This is a genomic window from Paenibacillus brevis (genome assembly GCF_018919145.1).
Classification (GTDB): Bacteria; Bacillota; Bacilli; order Paenibacillales; family Paenibacillaceae; genus Fontibacillus; species Fontibacillus brevis.
On record NZ_JAHLQJ010000005.1, the window covers coordinates 203,261 to 222,059 of the forward strand.

Consider the following 18,799-nt stretch of genomic DNA (forward strand, 5'->3'; position numbering starts at 1 on the left):
CTCCCACCTCCTATTCCTTATCATCGAATACGCGCATCTGGATTAACGAGATTGTCATCATCAGAATAAAGAAGCAGACGGCAATCGACGACGCGTAACCGAAGTTAAAGTTTTGGAAGCTTTCCGTATACAGCATCAGAACGGGAGTTAAGGTAGAATTGAGCGGTCCGCCCTGTGTCAAAATGAACGGCTCTGTGAACAAGGAAAAGGTTCCAATGGTGGACAGTACCGTGCAGAACAACAGCATTTTTTTCACCAGCGGAATTGTTATGAAGAAGAAACTTTTAATCTTTGTCGCCCCATCCACGTAAGCCGCCTCGTAAAGATCCTTTGAAATATTTTGCAATCCCGTCATTAATAGCAGCATATTGTAGCCAAGCCAACGGTAGAGCACCATGATCGACACCGAGATTCTGGCCCACCATGGTGATTCAAGCCATGGAATCGGATTATCAATGAGTCCGATATTTCGAAGCACACTGTTGAAGAGCCCATTTTGCGTGTTCAATAACAGAACGAACACGAAGGATACCGCTACGACGGATACAAAATTCGGAACAAACAAGGCCATCCGGAAAAAGCCCTTGCCTACCATCCAGTTAGAATTCAGCATCGATGCAAATATAAGTCCGAGGAACAGCATCAAGGGCACATACATTAAAAAGATGATCGAGCTGTTCCACAAGGATAACCAGAAATTTTTGTCCCCGAACAATTGGACATAATTCTCAAAGCCTATGAACGTCTTCTCGCCTGACCCATTCCAGTCCGTAAAGCTGATGTAGATAGAATAAAGAATGGGATAAAGGGAGAAGACGAAGAACAGGATGAAATAAGGCGAGATGTAAATATAGGGAGCTATTTTCAACTGCTTATTTAATCTGGATGTCATATCGTCCCCTCCAATCCTATCAGAAATATGCGCTATTCTCTTTTTGTTTTACTGCGAAGCTCGTCCGCCATTTCCTTCAATGCCTGCTCGAGGCTTGAATTGTTAAGGAATACCTTGGCCCATACATCGGTCATCAGCTTGTTAGCCATAGGGAAATCGGAAGTATAGGCGAGCGGGTAGGTGTTTGCCAAGGAATCGGCATAAACCTTACGGATCGCTTGGTTGTTAAAGTAGGTTGAAGGCTCATCAATAGCCGGGTTATTATCGATCATCATGGCCGGGAACAAGCCTGCGTCGGACATCATTTTTACCTGATTCTCTTCACTGCCCAGCATAAATTCGATGAACTGCCATGCTTCTTCCGGATGCTTGGAATTTTTGTTAATAGCCAGGTTGGAGCCGCCTTGGTTAGCGCCCGAATACTTGTCGTCCTTTGACCACTTCGGCATCATGGCTACGGACCATTTTCCGCTATCGGCCGGAGAATATTGATTTTCGATAATGGCATCATGCCACGATCCGCCCACCACGGTTGCAACCTGTCCGTCACGGATTCCGTTGCCCCATTGGTCCGTATTGGCGCGGGCATCGTACACGAGATTTTCCTGTTGCATCTTAATCAAGTAATCCGCGATTTCTTGAATTTCCGGAGAATCCACAGCTACCTTCCCTTGGTCGTCAAAATACCACAGCCCGCGCTGCCACATCATGGATTCAAATACCCGGTTGCTGGAGTTGGTTTTGGAGTCCCCGTACATGAATGCGCCGGTTTTTTCCTTCACCAGCTTCGCAGCCTCATAATAATCTTCCCAGGTCTGGATTTTCTGGGATACCTCAACCGGATCGGTTGGGAGTCCTGCCTGAGCAAACAGGTCGTTCCGGTAAAACATGACGACCGGACCACTATCCCATGGCATAGCGTAGGTCTTGCCGTCCTTCGTCGCATCCTCCCACTTGTAGGGGCTCATCTTGTCTTTGTAAGGCGCTACTTTATCCGTAATATCCAGCAAGGAATCGATCTGTACAATTTGCGCCAGGTTGGTGGATTCTACAGTAATGATATCCGGCACGGCATCTTCCGTGTTCGAGGTGATCAAGTATTTGGAATACAAATCCGTGGATTTCATATTCTGAAATTCAACCTCAATGTTCGGATATTTCGCCTGAAATGCTTCCATGTTCAAGTCAAGTCCATCTTTTGCCGTTTCCCAGGTCCACACAACCAGCTTGACCTTCTCGTCGCCCTTGCCCTGTCCCGCAGCCGATGAATTGTTGTTCTTATTGCCTGAGCAGGCCGTAGCCAGCAAAGAAATCATTAAGCAAGCAATAAGCAAATAGGCTATACTTTTCTTTCGCATTATTTGTAACCCTCCTTAGATGTGTACCGCTTCTTTCACTTAGTATCTTAAAATGTCTGAAAGGGCTTTCATACTGACATATGTTTTATATTAGTGTCCTCTTTTTCGATAAATAAAAAAATGCCCGAAAAGGCAGGGCATCGGAGTAGTTTTGTTGGAATCCGGCGTCATTTTGTTTGAATTCTATACTGGCCAGGTGTAAGCTCGGCTCTTTTCTTGAACCATTTAGAGAAATATTTAACATCTTGAATGCCGACCTTCTCAGCCACTTCCTCGGTACGGATCGTAGTTGCGCTTAGCAGTTCCTTGGCCTTTTCCAGCCTGCGCTCGGAAATGAAGGTAATGATGCTGCTTCCCGTAGCCTCCTTAAAAATCGTGCTGAAATAGCTGCGGCTTACGCCGATTTGCGAGGCCACATCCGCCGCACGCAGGTCGTCCTGCAAGTGTTGATCAATATAATCGATCGCTCTAATAATGTCTTCCTTATGGGTATCCTGCAGCAGCTCCAAGCCGGATTCGATTCCCCATAAACGGAACAAGGCCTCGGCCTGACGGAGCCATTCGTCTTCACCGTTGATTACCGGGCTTTGTCTCCATGCCAGTCCGCTATGCTTCAGCTGCATTTCTACCAGCGAGGATTGAACGAGCGATAAACAGGACTGATGCGTGACCACGATAGCAGTGCGGTCATCGGTCTGCAAGAAATCGATTTGACCCGCGCCGGCAGCCATAATATGTTTCCATGAATTTCGAAGAGATTGCATGCCTCCCCCTCCTTCTTCTTCAGGAAAATATAAAAACAGGATGTAGCACTTCTTGAGCATCCAATGCCATTCGGCTCTGAGCTTCCGGAGTAATTGTTGCTTGGCCGTGTAGTCGTTTTGATGCAACCATGCGCCCAGTGCCTCCTCTCCATCGCTTTGAATTTCTGAAGAAGGGGAATCTCCTGCCCACGCGGTAGTCTGTTGAGCGAGTACCCGTTGATCAAATTGCTGACGGATCCGCTCAAGAGCAAGCTCCATATGCTCATCATCCATGTCTGTCTTTACGATATAATCATGGACACCGATTTGAATTCCACTCTTCGCATACACGAAATCCCGATGGCAGCTTAATAATAGAATTGCCGTATCCGGCGCCTCTTCTTTAATTTTTTTGGCCAGCTCGATCCCATCGAGCTCCGGCATAACGATATCTGTAATTACCAGCTGCGGCCGATACTGCACAAACTTTTGCCAGCCCACGCTGCCATTAGGCGCATCGTCCACAACCACCATGCCATACTTCTCCCAATCCGTCGTCATACGAAGACCCTTACGCACCAACTGCTCATCATCGACAATTAGCACTTGAATCAGAGATGCATGTCCACTGTTGTCTTTAACCATGATAAAGTCACCTTCGTTCCCTTATTTCTGTTGGATCCTATCGAGAGACCGTAGCTATTGCCATAGTGCTGTTTAATTCGTTCATCCACATTCCTAAGTCCCAGTCCGCCTTGCTTGCCGGGAATCTTGCGGCCCGACGCTATATATGCCAAATGTTCCGGCTTCACGCCGATCCCATCGTCTTCCAGCACCATAAACAGCTTATTTCTTTCCGAATATACCTTCATCGTAATCCTTCCTTGTCCATCACGGAATCCATGGAAAAAGATATTTTCAAGCAAAGGCTGAAACACCATACGCGGAATAAGGCATTCCTCCAGCCCCGGCTCCACTTCCAACTCGAAGGTAAATGCATCGTCATAGCGATATCGTTGAATTTCAATAAAATGATAGGCGATATCAAGCTCTTTTTCTAACGGAACCAGCGTCTGCTTAAAATTGAAGCTTCCCTCAAGCACTACAATCAAATGCTGAAGCATTTTATGGATTTCCGGCTGATGCGCCAGCTTGGCCTTCCATTGGATCGAATTCAGCGTATTGAACAATAGATGGGGATTAATCTGGTAATGAAGAATTTGTAATTCAGCCTCACTCTTAAGCTTTTCGGTACGACTGATTTCATGCATCGAAGCAATAAGCCGTTCCGTCATTTTATTAAAGCTCTCGCTCAAAAAACCCAGCTCATCCTTTGACATGACCGGAGTTCGGATCAATAGATCTCCTTCCCCGAACCTGCGCATGGAATGGGCTAATTTCTTGATCGGCATCGTAAAGCGGAATGAGAAAAAGCTCGCCATAGCGATACCTAGCAAAATAGCCAGGACGGAAATAAGAATGGAATATTGTAAAATCACTGTGGAGGATTCATAAAAATCCGCATATTTGATTCTGGCTTCCACAATCCAATCTTCCATTTCCAAAGAACGGGACCAGACGATGTCATCATCGTGATGCTCATTGTCTGCCGAAGTTTGAAGCAACGTTTGCCCTGACGGGTCCATGATCTGCAAATGGGAGCGGGTATCTTTTTCAAACGACTTAATGACCTCAATCACTGTATCCGCTTTCATATCGATTAATATTTTGCTGCCATGGGGCAGGCCGAATGAGTTCTTTAAGGGCATCAGGAGGCTGATCACATATTCGTCGTTCTGCGCCGAATAATAATCAGGGATATGGATAGATACATGTCTTCGGTCGTAAGCAGAGATGGAGGTCCAAAATGGCGAACTCGCCAGCTTCTCGCTGACGATAAGCTCGTTGCCTATGATTCTTCCGGAAGGAGTTACCACGGCCACTTTATACAGGTTATTGCCTAATGAGTTCAAGTAATTTTGAAAGTCCCGCTCTTCAACGAATCGGGTATATGTTGCAGGCGGCTCATCCTCAATATAAATGGAGGAAGCTATTAAATACGTTAATATATTGCCAGTAATTTGATCCATCTGCCGAAGATCGTTATCGATATGAATTTTCAACTGCTCCACCGCATACATTCCGTAACTGCCGAACTGTGTATTCACGACCTCGGAGGACTTATGAAACGAGAAGTAGCTTAGTGCTCCCACAGGTAATACGGCTGCAATGAAGAAGGCAAGCAGCAGCTTGGTACGCACACTCCCGTTATTTCTGAATAGCTGTAATCTTCTCCAAAAGTTCTTCATTCTTGTACCTTCTTGCTGCGAATAGAGCCGCCGATTTTTTTAACCAGTATATCAAAAGTACTCGCTAATTTGAACAAATGATGTCCCCATGAAATCATGGAGACACCTGGTCCGTTCATTTATTCATCTTCCTTGAACACTGGAGTTATTGCAATTTCAAAGGAGAATTCCTTCTCGTCCAGACGGTATATATCCAGAAGCTCCGGTCCGCAGGAATTGGAACCTACGCCGCTCATTTTATAATCAACATGAACAATGGTTTCCTTCCGCGGCTTCAATTCGTACGTATGCTGCGCCTCGGTCAGATCCTCCGGCGTAAAATGGGAGGCGTTGAACGAGAATGGCTGCGGCCCCGTAAATTTCAAGCCCATGCCTTGCTCATTGGTTACGCTCACCCATTCCGTCCCGTCATGGGAGCCGTTCTCCTGAGGCATGACATACGGGACGAACAAGCTATCGACCATAGCCAAATATCTTCCTTTTCTGGTGCTGTGATTCTTGTCGATATAGCTCTCATGAGGGCCATTACCGAAATACTCCACCTCCTCGGTCCCGGGCGGCATCGTGACCTGCAGCCCGAAGCGCGGCAGGAAGATCAGGTCTTCACGTACGCGCACATCCACCTTTAAGTCTACCCGGCCATCTCCGGCCACGCGCCAGTAAGCAGTCCCATGCAATAATGGGGGCTTGATATAGCCGCCAAGAGAAAAGTCTACGCTGATCGCTATCTTGGCCGCGTCCTGCTCGGTGACTTCTGCCTTATACACATGCATAGTTGCCCGGTCATAGCCCTCTTCGTACCATTGCCGCTTGACCTTCCGGTCATTATCGATCGGGGCACGCCAAATATTAAAACCGAGCGGTTTGTGCAGCATCTCTACCCCATGCTTGGTCATGGAGATAAATGAACCATGATACGTATCGAAGACATGTCTGAAATCAAAGCCCTCAATGATGAGTTGATCCTTCTGCTTCACGATCTCGATTTCGTTGTTCCTTATGCCCGCAGCTTCCTTAGCAAGCCGTGTCACCGGGAGCTCAAACTGCTCGAAGGTCACTTCATGTCCGGCGGGTACGAACCGCTGATCCTCTTTCAATCTGCAGGACAAGGTCAATATATAGGGCCCTACCGCTGCCTGCGGACAATGATACGGTATCTCAACATTCCGGGAGGCATGGGCTTTAATATCTCCCAGGTCAATATAGCCCTGCTCCTTAAGCAAGCCTTCCTCTTCTACCTTCCAAAATAGTCTTAAATGAGATAAGTCTATAAAATCATAGAGATTGTTGATTTTAATCATGCCTTTGGCCAAATCTACCGCTTCAAAGGAGGCTGGCGCTATAATTTTTTTCAGCTCCAGCAGGCCCGTATGGGGAATCCGATCCGGGGATACCAATCCATCGATACAGAAATTCCCGTCATTAGGCTCATCCCCGAAATCCCCGCCATACGCATAGTAAGGAGTACCGTCTTCCGTGGCCGTCAAAATACCGTGATCGGACCATTCCCATACACAGCCGCCCATCAGCTTCGGATATTTGTAAATGACGTCCCAATATTCCTTCAGATCGCCGGGGCCATTCCCCATAGCATGACTGTATTCACACATGAACATCGGCTTCGTACTGTTCTCGTTCTTGGCATACTCTTCAATATAGGCCGGGGAGGAGTACATCCGGCTCTCCATGTCCAGCACCACGACGTCCGGGCTTCCGAAATGCCGCGGATCCGAGCCTTCATAGTGCACAGGCCTTGAAGCATCCCGTGATTTCGTCCATCTGGCCATGGCCATATGGTTCTCGTCATAGCCGGATTCATTGCCCATGGACCAGATAATGACGGACGGATGGTTCTTGTCCCGTTCAACCATACGGATCGCACGTTCCACGAAAGCAGGCTTCCATTCGGGAATACGGGTCAGCATGTTAAAATCTCCGACGGCATGGAACACGCCGTGACACTCCAGGTCCGCTTCATCGATGACATAGAAGCCGTACTCGTTGCATAGCTGCAAGAATCTCGGATCATTCGGATAATGGGAGGCTCTGATCGTATTGATGTTATGCTGCTTCATCAGCTTCAGATCGGCAATCATATGATTGACCGGAACCGTCTGTCCCAATACCGGATGAGAGTCATGCCGGTTGACCCCTTTGAGCTTCACCGGAACCTGGTTGATATAAAATACGCCGTCCGTAATCTCTATTTTTCTGAATCCGATCGAAAAGTAGAAGACCTCTTCCCCCGCCGAAATAGTCAGGTGATACAGATTAGGCGCTTCAGCGGACCACAGCTGCGGCTGTTCCACCTCGAGCATGAGGCTGCCCTTACCGTCCACCTGGCATGCTCCGCTTGCTATGATTTGTCCTCCGGCATCCGTCAGCTTGACTTCAGCTTCAAGGTTCCCGACCGACTCCAGCTCACAGGTCACGGTTGCATGATCCAGCCCGGCGTTTAATTCTGTACGATTAAATACGTCCCGAACATGCTGCGAACTTCTTGCAAGTAAATAGACATCCCGGAAAATCCCCGAGAATCTCCAAATATCCTGGTCCTCGATATAGGAGCCATCGCACCATTTCAGCACCATCACCGCAATGTTGTTCTTACCTGACTGGACGTAAGACGAAATATCGAATTCGGCCGGGACACGGCTGCCTTGGCTGTATCCGACCCATGTACCATTAATCCACAGATAGAAGCAGGAGTTCACGCCTTCGAAGACGATGTACTTTTGTTTTCCTTCCCAATCCTTGGACAAGTTAAACTCCCGGACATACAACCCCGCCGGATTCGCGTTGGGTACATAAGGCGGATCACAAGGAAAAGGGTAATTCACATTCGTATAATGCAGCTGATCATACCCATTAACCTGCCAGCAGGATGGAACCAGCAGATCCTCCCACCCGCTCACATCCGCATCCGCATCATAAAACCCGTCCTCAACCTGTTGAACCGACTCGTGATATTTAAACTTCCAATTCCCGTTCAGGGTTCTATAAAAAGGAGAGCGCCCTCTTTGCTGCTGCAGTGCCGATTTTTCGTCCGCAAAAGGAATGTAGTAAGCTCTCGCAGCCTCTCTGTTCTTATGCAGCACGTTCAAGTCTTCCCAGTACTTAGGCAGATCGATCATCATCATGCTCCTCACTCATCATTCAGCTTAGTCTGTTACACATTCATTCTACTGGATGTGAAAAGGCTTTCAACCTGATTCTTGTTTGAATTAAGGGTTATTTTGTTTGAAATCGATGAGCGAAAATTACCACTCGGCCACAGAGCCGTCACGATGACGCCAGATCGGATTTCTCCAACGATGCGGAGCTTCAAGTGCCATCCGGATCACATACTCTTCATTCACGGTGATGCCAAGTCCAGGCCCTTGGGGAATCTGAACATATCCATCATCGTATGCAAACACATTCGGATCGACGATATAATCCAGCAGATCATTGCCCTGATTGTAATGAATGCCGAGACTTTGCTCCTGAATGACGGCATTGTGCGCCGTGGCATCCACCTGGAGGCAAGCGGCCAACGCAATCGGTCCGAGCGGACAGTGAGGAGCAACTCCTACATCGAAGGCTTCGGCCATGGCAAAGATCTTCTTGCATTCTGTAATTCCGCCCGCATGGGACAAATCGGGCTGAATGATATCTACATAACCGTCCTGCAGAAGCGACTTAAAGTTCCAGCGGGAGAACATTCTTTCTCCTGTAGCGATCGGCGTGCTGGTATGCTTCGCGATTTCGCGAAGGGCTTCATTATTCTCAGGAAGCACGGGCTCTTCAATGAACATCAGACGGAATGGATCAAGCTCCTTGGCAAGCACCTTTGCCATCGGCTTATGGATCCGGCCATGAAAATCAACGCCGATTCCGAAATCCGGTCCCGCAGCGCTGCGAATAGCAGCCACTCTCTCAACGACCTTGTCAACCTTGTCGTGCGTATCAATATACTGCATTTCTTCGCAAGCATTCATCTTGATGGCTGTGAATCCGGCGTTTTTCTTCTCCAGTGCAGCCAGTCCCACATCGCTCGGACGGTCCCCGCCGATCCAGGAATACACGCGCATCGAATCCCTGCAAGCCCCTCCAAGCAATTGATATACAGGGGCGTTAAAGTATTTTCCCTTGATATCCCATAAAGCCTGATCGATCCCGGCAATCGCACTCATTAAAATCGGGCCTCCGCGATAAAAGCCTCCGCGGTACATAACCTGCCAATGATCCTCGATGCGAAGCGGGTCTTTGCCGACGAGAAAGTCCATTAATTCGTCTACGGCCGCTTGAACCGTATGGGCCTTGCCTTCAATAACCGGCTCGCCCCAGCCCACAATTCCCTCATCCGTCTCGATTTTGAGAAACAACCAGCGTGGGGGTACGATAAATGTCTTGAAATTAGTAATTTTCATGAGTTTCTCTCCTTATCCTCTGGCGCTTGTAATTGCTGCTTTAAATCTGCGAGCCAATTCCGTAATATCATCGTATCTTTCTTCTGCAATAGCCGCCTTGTTCAGCAGAGAACTGCCCAGGCCCACAGCCACTGCCCCTGCGCGAATAAACTCGGCGACGTTCTCCAATGTCACTCCGCCCGTCGGCATCATCGGAATTCCCGCCAACGGTGCCGACACCTCTTTGATATAGCCGGCCCCCAGTGTTGCTCCCGGGAAAATCTTCAGTACGTCCGCCCCCCACTCATAGCCCTTGGCAATTTCGGTAGGAGTCATCACGCCAGGAATGGAGATACGTCCATACCGATTCGTCATTTTAATCGTCGCTTCATCCAGGATCGGCGAGAAAATAAAATCGGCTCCTGCTTGAAGCGCTTTTTCCGCCACATTCGCATTCATTACGGTACCTGCACCGACCAGAACCTGGTTGCCGTATTTCTCTTTCAGCATAGGTATGAGCTCGAAGACTCCCTCCGAATCTACCGTAATCTCTAATGCTTCTACTCCGCCGGCTACCAGCGCATCGGTAATAAGCTGCACCTTATCACCCGGCGGTCTTCGCACAACGGCTACGATGCCTGAACTCATCAATTTGTCCAACTGCTCTTGCTTCGTCACTTCCCCCACACTCCTATCGTTTTACATTCTGATAGTCTTGATCTCCATGGATCATGCGCAGCAGTTCCGCCTCATTGGGGAGCCCTTCCACATCACCATTGACACTTACTGCGATCGCTCCCATTGCACTGGCTCTGCAAACGGCCTGTTCAAGTGTTTCTCCTTGCAGAAGCCCGCTGATGAAGCCCGCTGCAAACGCATCTCCTGCTCCTACGGGATCCACCTCCTCTGCCGGAAAAGGAGCCATATAACCGCTGTGCTGCTCCGACTGAAAATACGCCCCTTTGCTGCCAAGCTTCACGACAACGCCAGCTACTCCTGGTTTTAACAAGGCTGAGGCAATATCCTCAGGCTGCGTGCAGCCTGTCAACAGCTCGCCTTCGTCCAAACCGGGAAGAATGTAGTCTGCCGAGCCAGCCAGCTCCAGCAATATTTCCTTGGCTGCTTTCTCGCTATCCCAGAGCTTCCAGCGTACATTGGGATCAAAAACGATCTTCAAGCCAAGCTTCTTGGCTGACCCAACGGCCTTGCGCGTGAGTGCCAGGCAATCCGGGCTCAGCGCAGGAGTAATTCCTGTAATATGCAGAATCTTAAACCCCGCCAGATACGCTTCATCCAGCTCATCCGGATGCATCATGCTTGCCGCAGAATGACGCCGATAATAATAGACCTGCGTCTTCCCGTGAGAACGCTGTTCTTTGAAGTACACCCCTGTAGGAGCATCGCCGGTATGCCTGCATCTTGATGTATCGATGCCGTATCCCCTGATTTGATGAAGCAAATAACGCCCAAAAGGATCCTCACCCAGCTTGCTGAACCAGCCTACGCGATGTCCCAATTTGGCTAACCCGATCGCGACGTTAGACTCGGCTCCGGCCATTTGCTTGTTAAATTGGTGAACATACTCCAGCGGCAGGTTCTTATCCGAGCTGAACAGCACCATGGATTCACCAAAGGTTACTACTTCCATCGCCTTCCCTCCTCAGTTTATAGATCACATCTTTATTTTGTAATCAATGTTTAACCTCCAATAGATATGATCAATAACTAATAAAAACGAACAAGCATACACAATTCCTGAGGTATTCCGATAATAGATATGATCTTTTCGAAGTAATAATATTATCTTTGGTTTCACATGTCAATCCTCATTTTAATTAGAAGAAACAGAATCGGTTATGCTAAAATGAACATGATAGAGTAGACCAAACAGGGGAAATGGATATGAAAAAGACAGCTTTTACAGCTACAATAGATCAGATCAAAGAAAAAGTTATCAGCGGGGAATGGCCTCCCGGTTCCCGCATTCCGACTCTTCAACAAATTTCGAAAGAGCTGGGGGTGGGGGTCTCTACAGTCAGGGAGGCCTTGCGAACCTTGGAAAGCCAGGGGAACATTAGTATTGAGCATGGCCGGGGAATGTACGTGAGGAACGACCCCTTGTTACTGGAGGATCCGACTGCAAACCTGAAAGAACTTGGTGATATTTCGCTGGTTAAGCTGCTTGAAGCAAGGATACTTATTGAACCTGCTTTAGCTGCATTAAGTGCGGAAAGGGCAACACTGCCCGAGGTTAAACAATTAAGAGAGCTTGCTGATAACATGGTGCTGCAAATGGAGGAGGGCGGTCCTTTTCTGGATACCGACCTTGCCTTTCATCGCCTAATTGCAGAGTCTGCCCAACAGCCTGTCTTATTCCGGATGATGGAGTCGATATTCCCTCTGCTCTCTGAAGGCCGGAAGCATACAAACACACTGCCTCATATGAGAACAAAGGCTTCCAGCTACCATGTGCTGATTGCAATTGCAATTGAAGAGCGGCACAGTGAACAGGCACGCCAGCTTATGTATCATCACATCAATGATATGCTGGAGGCGCTAAAAAAATCATGAACAACCGGCAATCTATTGAACCCCACCTTATATAGTAGTTAAAAGAAGGAGATTACACCATGTACGATTATTTGATTGTCGGTGCGGGCTTGTTCGGCGCTGTATTCGCTTATGAAGCACGCCAGCGGGGCAAACGCTGCCTGGTGATCGACAAGAGAGAGCATGCCGGCGGCAATGTCTACACCGAGCATATCGAAGGAATCAATGTTCATAAATATGGCGCCCATATTTTCCATACCAATAGCAAACCGATCTGGGACTATGTCCATCAGTTCGCTGAATTCAACCGCTATACCAATGCCCCTTTGGCCAATTACCGGGAGGAGCTCTACAACCTCCCCTTCAATATGAACACCTTTCATCAGCTCTGGGGAGTGGTTCGTCCGGAGGAAGCAAAGCAACGGATCGAGGAACAAAGACAGGCCGCCGGCATTACGGATCCTCAAAATCTGGAGGAACAGGCGATCTCGCTGGTAGGCACTGATATTTATGAGAAGCTGATTAAGGGATACACCGAGAAGCAGTGGGGACGCTCTGCCAGGGATCTGCCAGCCTTCATCATCAAGCGGCTGCCGGTTCGCTTCACCTATGATAACAACTATTTTAACGACCAGTATCAGGGCATACCGAAGGGCGGCTATAACGTCATTATCGACAAAATGCTTGAAGGGATTGAAGTCCGTCTGCAGGTCGATTTCTTTGAGCAGCGCGAGGAGCTTGTGAAATCGGCGAAGAAGATGGTCTTCACGGGGATGATCGATCAGTATTACGATTACAGATACGGCGTGCTCGAGTACCGGAGCCTGCAATTCGAGACAAAGTTCTTGAGCTGGACCGGCAACTATCAGGGCAATGCCGTGGTGAATTATACCGATCGCCAGACGCCTTACACCCGGGTTATTGAGCATAAGCATTTTGAATTCGGCACCCAGGCCGGCACGGTGATCACAGAGGAATATCCGACCGAATGGAAGCCCGGTCTGGAGCCGTATTATCCGATTAACGACGAGAAGAACAATGAGATATACAAGCAGTACAAGGCTTTAGCTGATCAGGAATCGGACGTTATTTTTGGCGGCAGATTGGGCGGCTACAAGTATTACGACATGCATCAGGTCATTGCGGAAGCCTTGACGGCCGCAGGAAGAGAATTAGGGAAATAAGCACAGTCCCGGTGATCTCATCAAAAGGATCATCGGGACTGTTTCATTAAGCATCTGAACAAAAGCTCACTCATTAATGACGTTCTATCAGGGGAAGAATATCACTTGGGTGTTCAAATTTATACTTCGCCGGAATAGCGTCGGGCTGCCTGCATCCCCACAATGCCAACCCAAAATCCACACCGGCTGCTCTCGCACATTCATAATCGTAAATCGTATCTCCGATATAAATGGACTCCTCAGCCTTTGCACCCGACATCTCGAGAAACTTAAGCAATGGCTCGGGATGCGGCTTATGCAAATTCGTATCATCTGCACATACAGCGTAGGTCAAATCGTATACGAGACCAAAGGGGACGAAGTCGTCCAAAAACTCCTGGTATGTCTTCGACGTTACTACCCCGGTAAGCGCCGATTGCTCACTAAGATCAGTAAGCAGTTGCCGGACACCTTCGTAGACATGAATCGTATGGCGATACTCTTCCATCAGATCATTCCATCTTTTATTGGCAAGATCAATGTACTCAATCCCAAGTCGGCGCAGGGAGACGGCCCCTGGAATCCCGAGAACAAAGGTAAGATCTTGCTGGCTCATTTCCAGATCGTAATTTTGCTTCAGAAGCTTCTGCAGAGATCCCAACACGGCTTGCTCCGTATGGATCAGCGTGCCGTCAATGTCAAAGATGCAGGCATTGTACATGAATGTTCCTCCTTCAGCATGATTGGTGATTTGAGAATATCTCCATGCTAAAGTATGAAATGCATTTCAAGTCAATAGCTAGATCGATTGCCGCGTAATAATACGGTATGGAATCTCAACCTTATCCTTGGATTCCCCGATCAATAGGTCAAAGGCTTGCTCACCGACCTGTATCAGCTGATGATCAACCGTAGACAGTTGTAATCCGATCCCGACAGGCTGATTCTCTTGGCCAATAATCGCCAAATCTTCCGGCACCCGCAAGCCAAGGCCCGATGCATATCGATAAACCCCCGCCGCAACCTCATCGCCGTTCGCATATACAGCAGTCGGCTTAAGATCAGAATCGAGCAATAGCCGGGCTGCTCTCTCCCCGTCATCCATGCTGTAACAATCCGTAACATGATACGCCGGCGGCAGATCGCCAAATACATGATGATAGGCCCTGATAATCAGCTGCGTACTATTGCTCTCTATTCCTCTGGCCGTCGTAAATGCGACCCGTTCATGTCCTCTGGTTCTTAGCAGTTGAAAAGCGTCTACGAAGGACGCATATCGATCAATATAAGCGCAGCCGAGATCAGGATGGTCGGTATATTCACATACGACGATTGTGCCATATTTCGTATAAGGGATAATCGCATCCCAGTCGTTCGAACGCGAGGTGATCATAATTCCGTCCAGCTGTTTATTTTTGAGCATGGCCAAGCAACTGAGCTCTTGAGCCGGATCGTATCTCGTAGGCAGAACCATCACAGAGTAACCATGTTCAACCGACCGATTAAGAACCCCGTGAAGCAGTTGATCAAAGGCCTGATTGTTGTTGTACGGCATGATAACGCCGATCGTCCTCGTTTTCTGGCGGATTAAATCAACTGCTAGACGGTTTGGCGTATAGTCGAGTTCGTCGATCACCCGCTGCACGGCTATCCGCTTCGCTTCGGATACGTAAGGATTGTGATTCAGAACCCTGGATACGGTAGATACGGATACCCCCGCAAGCTTTGCAATATCACTTATATTGGCCATTGCAACCTTCCTCTGAACCTCATGCTTTTATTTTCTTCCTGCTTCCTATTCACAGGAATCTTATAACTAAGATACCACACAATTATCTACCTCAGTGCTGCCGGGCTTCTATATTTCTCGATTTCTCGTTGATTTTTTCAAATGCTTTATTGCGGATCATTCCTTAACAAACTCCTTGGTGCTTCTTACCGTATCAATTGGACGGACCAATTTCTCGATTTGCGCGCGCTTGGGCTCCAGGAAGGGTGGCAGCGATAATTTTTCGCCCAAGGTTTCATAAGGCTCATCCCCCATAAATCCAGGCCCGTCCGTGGCGAATTCAAACAGAATTTGCGGTGCGACTCTGGCATATAAAGACTCAAAGAAGTGGCGGTTGACATACCCGGAAGTCGGGAAGCCAAAGCTGCTCATTCGCTCAATCCATTCATTCAATACGGAGCGGTCCTCCACCCGGAATGCCGCATGGTGCACCGTGCCATAGCCTTGACGCGCCGGAGGCAGGAACGTGTTGCGCTCTACGATCACCGAAGCCCCATTGCCGCCTTCCCCTACCTCGAATAAATGATAGGACCCATCCTTGGCGGTTTCCTGGAACAACAAGACCTTCTCCAGAATTTCTTTAAAGTCATCAAAGTTTGCAATCCGGACAAAGACCGGCCCCAAGCCTGTAATCGCATATTCCAAAGGAACAGGGCCCTTCTGCCATGGCGTTCCGGATTCGACGCCTGTATTGTGCTCGTCGGAAATCAGCTGATAATGCTGGTCATCGAAATCGGTGAACGCGAGTACTTTTTTGCCAAACTGCTCTTTGATCCCGTTGTGGTTGACTTTGAGCCGATCGAAGCGTTGCACCCAGTACGTTAGCGCTGCATCGCTTGGTACGCGGAAGGAGGTCTTCGAAATCTCGTTGGTTCCATGCGTGCCCTTTGGAATCCCGGGGAAATCAAAAAATGTCATGTCCGTTCCCGCGCTTCCTTTATCGTCGGCAAAGAATAAATGGTACGTCTGAATATCATCCTGATTCACGGTCTTCTTGATTAACCGCATGCCTAATACATAGGTGAAAAATTCATAGTTCTTTTCTGCGCTGCTCGTAATAGCTGTTACGTGGTGTACTCCTTTAAGATGGTTCATTCTATTCTCCTCCAATTAATCCTCAAGCGGGATCAGTTTATTTTCAATTTCTGCTCTGTGCTCTTCCAAAAAAGGCGGCAAATCCAGTTTTTCACCGAGTGTGTCTACATCTCCATCCACGGTGAAGCCGGGTTCATCGGTTGCGATTTCAAATAGAATTCCATTCGATTCCCGGAAATACAGGCTCTTAAAATAGAATCGATCAACTATGCCGGATGAATGGAAGCCGCGTGCCCGCACTTGCTCTTCCCAGTAGATCAGCTCCTCGTCACTTTTTACACGAATAGCCAAATGATGAATGCTGCCGCGACCTGGCTTTTCCGAAGGTCCGTCCAGATACTTCACAACGATTTCGCCAAAGGCCTCTCCTTCGATGGATTGAAAGATAGCTTCGTCATCTGTCCGACTGACCTCTGTATAACCAAGCATGTCCGTAAGCGTGCTCGCCAGCTTATCCAGTCTTCGAACCGTGATTTCCACCGTTCCCATCCCTTGGATCTGATGCTCCGCAGGGACTGCTGACTTCTCCCAGGTCTGCCAGTGCGTAACCTTCGCACCATGGGAGACGAGAAGCGCCATACGCAGGCCTTCTGAATCTTCAAATAGCAAAGCCGGGTGATTCGCATAAGTCGTGATCCCCCCGTGCTCCACCCCCAATTCCTCAAACCGCGCTTTCCAGTACAACAGACTAGCTTCGGAGGGTACGAGCAGTCCGATCTTCGTGATAGCATTGGTACCACGATAAGTATTCCCTACCGGTGGAATTTCAAAGAAGGATAGCTCAGTACCCGGGCTGCCCGTTTTATCCCCATAAAATAAGTGATACATTGAGGGCTCATCCTGGTTTACGGTTACTTTCACGCGCCGCAAGCCAAGCACATCCCGGTAGAAGCGGCTATTTTGATTGGCGTTCTTGGTAATCATAGAAATGTGATGATGTCCTGGAATTTTCAACATGGATTACTCCTCCTTGGGTTCGGTTTACTAGTCAAGTGATCGGGGTTAAAAAAATGTACAACTTAGCTTGCCTCTGGCCTAGCAATGCTAAGTGTCCATTTTACTTTCCGTATGCTTCTGCAGCTTAGACATCAGCTTATATAGTGATTTCTGCTCTTCCTCAGTCAAGCACTCATTGAATAACGACGTTTGAAACGCAAGCTGGTGCTCAAAGACTTCCTTCATCTTATCTTCTCCTTTAGGAGTGAGATAAATCCACTTCGTCTTCCATTCCTGCTTACGCTGGATATAGCCCTCTTGCTCAAGCCGCTGGAGCATACGGGACATTCCGCCCTCCGTCACCGTTGCCTTCATCGCTAATTGACTCTGCATGATGGGCTGGTAACTGGCAATCTGATTCAATACATCAAATTGAGCGGCTGTGATATGAAATGGCTTCAGGAATTCATTCGACAACAAATTGCTTTGATGGGTAAAGCGGGCAATACGCAACCAATTCAGTGAACTAAGAGTATTCTTTTTCAATCGAGCTCACTTCCCTTCGCTACTATCACTTTACACCTCAAGTGAGTAAAAAGCAAGGGTTCTCTATTAGCGTAATGATAAGTTTCGTTTTATTTCTCGTATCATGTCGTCAGCAAATGCCAACAAAGACTGTGAATCAACAATACTATGTTCTGTCTCTCCGCAGCCTGTCCCTGTATATTCATGCAGGCATTGTCTGATCAGCGGGTGAAATGCTTGGGGCAAAGCTTTTAATCCCCAATCTCCTCCCTCTTGCTTGGATGATACCTTCCCTTCTTTTATGAAATACAAAACTCTGCAAAGATTTAAGGTGAGGTACATAGGAGTTAGATATGCAGGAGGATTGTCAGCAATCTCCTCAGCACATCCTTCTACATCCTGTAAAATGGAGGCAAGGTAATATTTACTGTCGATCGGCTCATAAAGCTCGCTTAATGGTTGTCCATATAGAGCTATCCCTCTTTCATATGCAACAACAATCTGAGAAGCTAGGTCCTCATCTTCAAAGCCCCCGCAAAGATAATTCTCGTCTGCAAGATATTTCTCCCTGTGATAATCAGAGTAATGAAACTCAAAAGGTGTCGGATAAACAAAAGACGTTAAGCAGTTTTCTAAAATGATGGTGAATTCTATTCCGCGCTCATTAGACCCTTTAGACATTTCGTCATGCAAAGACAACGCTATTTTTGCAATCCTGGGGTTATTTACCGGCATCAGCTTTTCTTTAACCACAATTAAAAAATCGATGTCACTCTTAATCGGATTAAAACACCCCATGGCTAGTGATCCATGCAAATAAATCCCTAACAAGTTCTCCCTAAGTTCATCTTTGAAAAGAGGAACGATTTTATCTAAAAAAGCCTGGGTATCCACATCAATCACCTTCCATATTATTTCATAATAGCACTCTAAGTATAATTTAACTGCTACTTATATCAAGGTAACACTCATTTATAACGGAGATGTCCGTTGGTTTAATTAAGCTGCTCCGTCTGATAGGATTTAAAAAAACGAATCCTGCGGGAGG

Annotated in this window: 17 protein-coding genes; 2 read left to right on the plus strand and 15 right to left on the minus strand. The window is 47.8% G+C overall.

Annotated elements, in window-relative coordinates; translation table 11 throughout:
• Positions 1-10: 10 nt before the first annotated feature.
• The 9 genes from KQJ23_RS07710 to KQJ23_RS07745 form a co-directional block, all read right to left on the minus strand.
• The gene (locus KQJ23_RS07710; protein ID WP_216478274.1) at positions 11-892 is read right to left on the minus strand and encodes a carbohydrate ABC transporter permease; all 882 of its coding nucleotides are present in this window, start codon (positions 890-892) and stop codon (positions 11-13) included.
• 32 nt (positions 893-924) lie between these two features.
• Positions 925-2,250 (minus strand): ABC transporter substrate-binding protein, encoded by a 1,326-nt coding sequence (locus tag KQJ23_RS07715; protein ID WP_216478275.1) that lies wholly within the window; start codon positions 2,248-2,250, stop codon positions 925-927.
• Between the two features lie 167 nt (positions 2,251-2,417).
• Positions 2,418-3,638, minus strand: a complete 1,221-nt coding sequence (locus tag KQJ23_RS07720; RefSeq protein WP_216478276.1) for a response regulator transcription factor — start codon at positions 3,636-3,638, stop codon at positions 2,418-2,420.
• A complete protein-coding gene (locus KQJ23_RS07725; RefSeq protein ID WP_216478277.1) occupies positions 3,605-5,302 on the minus strand; it encodes a sensor histidine kinase in 1,698 nt (565 codons plus the stop codon). The genes KQJ23_RS07720 and KQJ23_RS07725 overlap by 34 nt, the downstream gene beginning before the upstream one ends.
• Complete coding sequence (locus KQJ23_RS23925) at positions 5,299-5,421, minus strand: hypothetical protein (RefSeq protein ID WP_283571159.1); 123 nt, start codon at positions 5,419-5,421, stop codon at positions 5,299-5,301. The genes KQJ23_RS07725 and KQJ23_RS23925 overlap by 4 nt, the downstream gene beginning before the upstream one ends.
• On the minus strand, positions 5,422-8,436 hold the full coding sequence (locus KQJ23_RS07730) for a glycoside hydrolase family 2 TIM barrel-domain containing protein (RefSeq protein WP_216478278.1): 3,015 nt from the start codon (positions 8,434-8,436) through the stop codon (positions 5,422-5,424).
• A gap of 126 nt (positions 8,437-8,562) precedes the next feature.
• Positions 8,563-9,714 (minus strand): galactonate dehydratase, encoded by a 1,152-nt coding sequence (gene dgoD, locus KQJ23_RS07735; protein WP_216478279.1) that lies wholly within the window; start codon positions 9,712-9,714, stop codon positions 8,563-8,565.
• 12 nt (positions 9,715-9,726) lie between these two features.
• Positions 9,727-10,371: a bifunctional 4-hydroxy-2-oxoglutarate aldolase/2-dehydro-3-deoxy-phosphogluconate aldolase gene (locus tag KQJ23_RS07740; protein WP_346779362.1), complete on the minus strand. Its 645-nt coding sequence runs from the start codon at positions 10,369-10,371 to the stop codon at positions 9,727-9,729.
• A gap of 13 nt (positions 10,372-10,384) precedes the next feature.
• Entirely contained in the window at positions 10,385-11,341 is a 957-nt protein-coding gene (locus tag KQJ23_RS07745) for a sugar kinase (RefSeq protein ID WP_216478280.1), read from the minus strand.
• A gap of 254 nt (positions 11,342-11,595) precedes the next feature.
• On the opposite strand from KQJ23_RS07745, the gene KQJ23_RS07750 reads away from it, so the two are divergent.
• Both KQJ23_RS07750 and glf read left to right on the plus strand, forming a co-directional pair.
• On the plus strand, positions 11,596-12,264 hold the full coding sequence (locus KQJ23_RS07750) for a FadR/GntR family transcriptional regulator (protein WP_216478281.1): 669 nt from the start codon (positions 11,596-11,598) through the stop codon (positions 12,262-12,264).
• Positions 12,265-12,323: 59 nt separating this feature from the next.
• A complete protein-coding gene (gene glf / locus KQJ23_RS07755) occupies positions 12,324-13,427 on the plus strand; it encodes a UDP-galactopyranose mutase (protein WP_216478282.1) in 1,104 nt (367 codons plus the stop codon).
• A 73-nt stretch (positions 13,428-13,500) separates the two neighbouring features.
• On the opposite strand, the gene KQJ23_RS07760 is transcribed toward glf, so the two are convergent.
• The 6 genes from KQJ23_RS07760 to KQJ23_RS07785 form a co-directional block, all read right to left on the minus strand.
• Positions 13,501-14,127 carry an HAD family hydrolase gene (locus KQJ23_RS07760; RefSeq protein WP_216478283.1) on the minus strand — a complete coding sequence of 209 codons (627 nt, stop codon included), beginning with the start codon at positions 14,125-14,127 and terminating at the stop codon, positions 13,501-13,503.
• 78 nt (positions 14,128-14,205) lie between these two features.
• Complete coding sequence (locus KQJ23_RS07765) at positions 14,206-15,156, minus strand: LacI family DNA-binding transcriptional regulator (protein ID WP_216478284.1); 951 nt, start codon at positions 15,154-15,156, stop codon at positions 14,206-14,208.
• A gap of 156 nt (positions 15,157-15,312) precedes the next feature.
• Positions 15,313-16,290, minus strand: coding sequence for a ring-cleaving dioxygenase (locus KQJ23_RS07770; protein ID WP_216478285.1), 978 nt, complete (start codon positions 16,288-16,290; stop codon positions 15,313-15,315).
• Positions 16,291-16,305: 15 nt separating this feature from the next.
• Entirely contained in the window at positions 16,306-17,247 is a 942-nt protein-coding gene (locus tag KQJ23_RS07775) for a ring-cleaving dioxygenase (protein WP_216478286.1), read from the minus strand.
• Positions 17,248-17,334: 87 nt separating this feature from the next.
• Positions 17,335-17,772, minus strand: coding sequence for a MarR family winged helix-turn-helix transcriptional regulator (locus tag KQJ23_RS07780; protein ID WP_044482370.1), 438 nt, complete (start codon positions 17,770-17,772; stop codon positions 17,335-17,337).
• 66 nt (positions 17,773-17,838) lie between these two features.
• Complete coding sequence (locus KQJ23_RS07785; RefSeq protein ID WP_216478287.1) at positions 17,839-18,645, minus strand: aminoglycoside adenylyltransferase domain-containing protein; 807 nt, start codon at positions 18,643-18,645, stop codon at positions 17,839-17,841.
• Between the last annotated feature and the right edge of the window lie 154 nt (positions 18,646-18,799).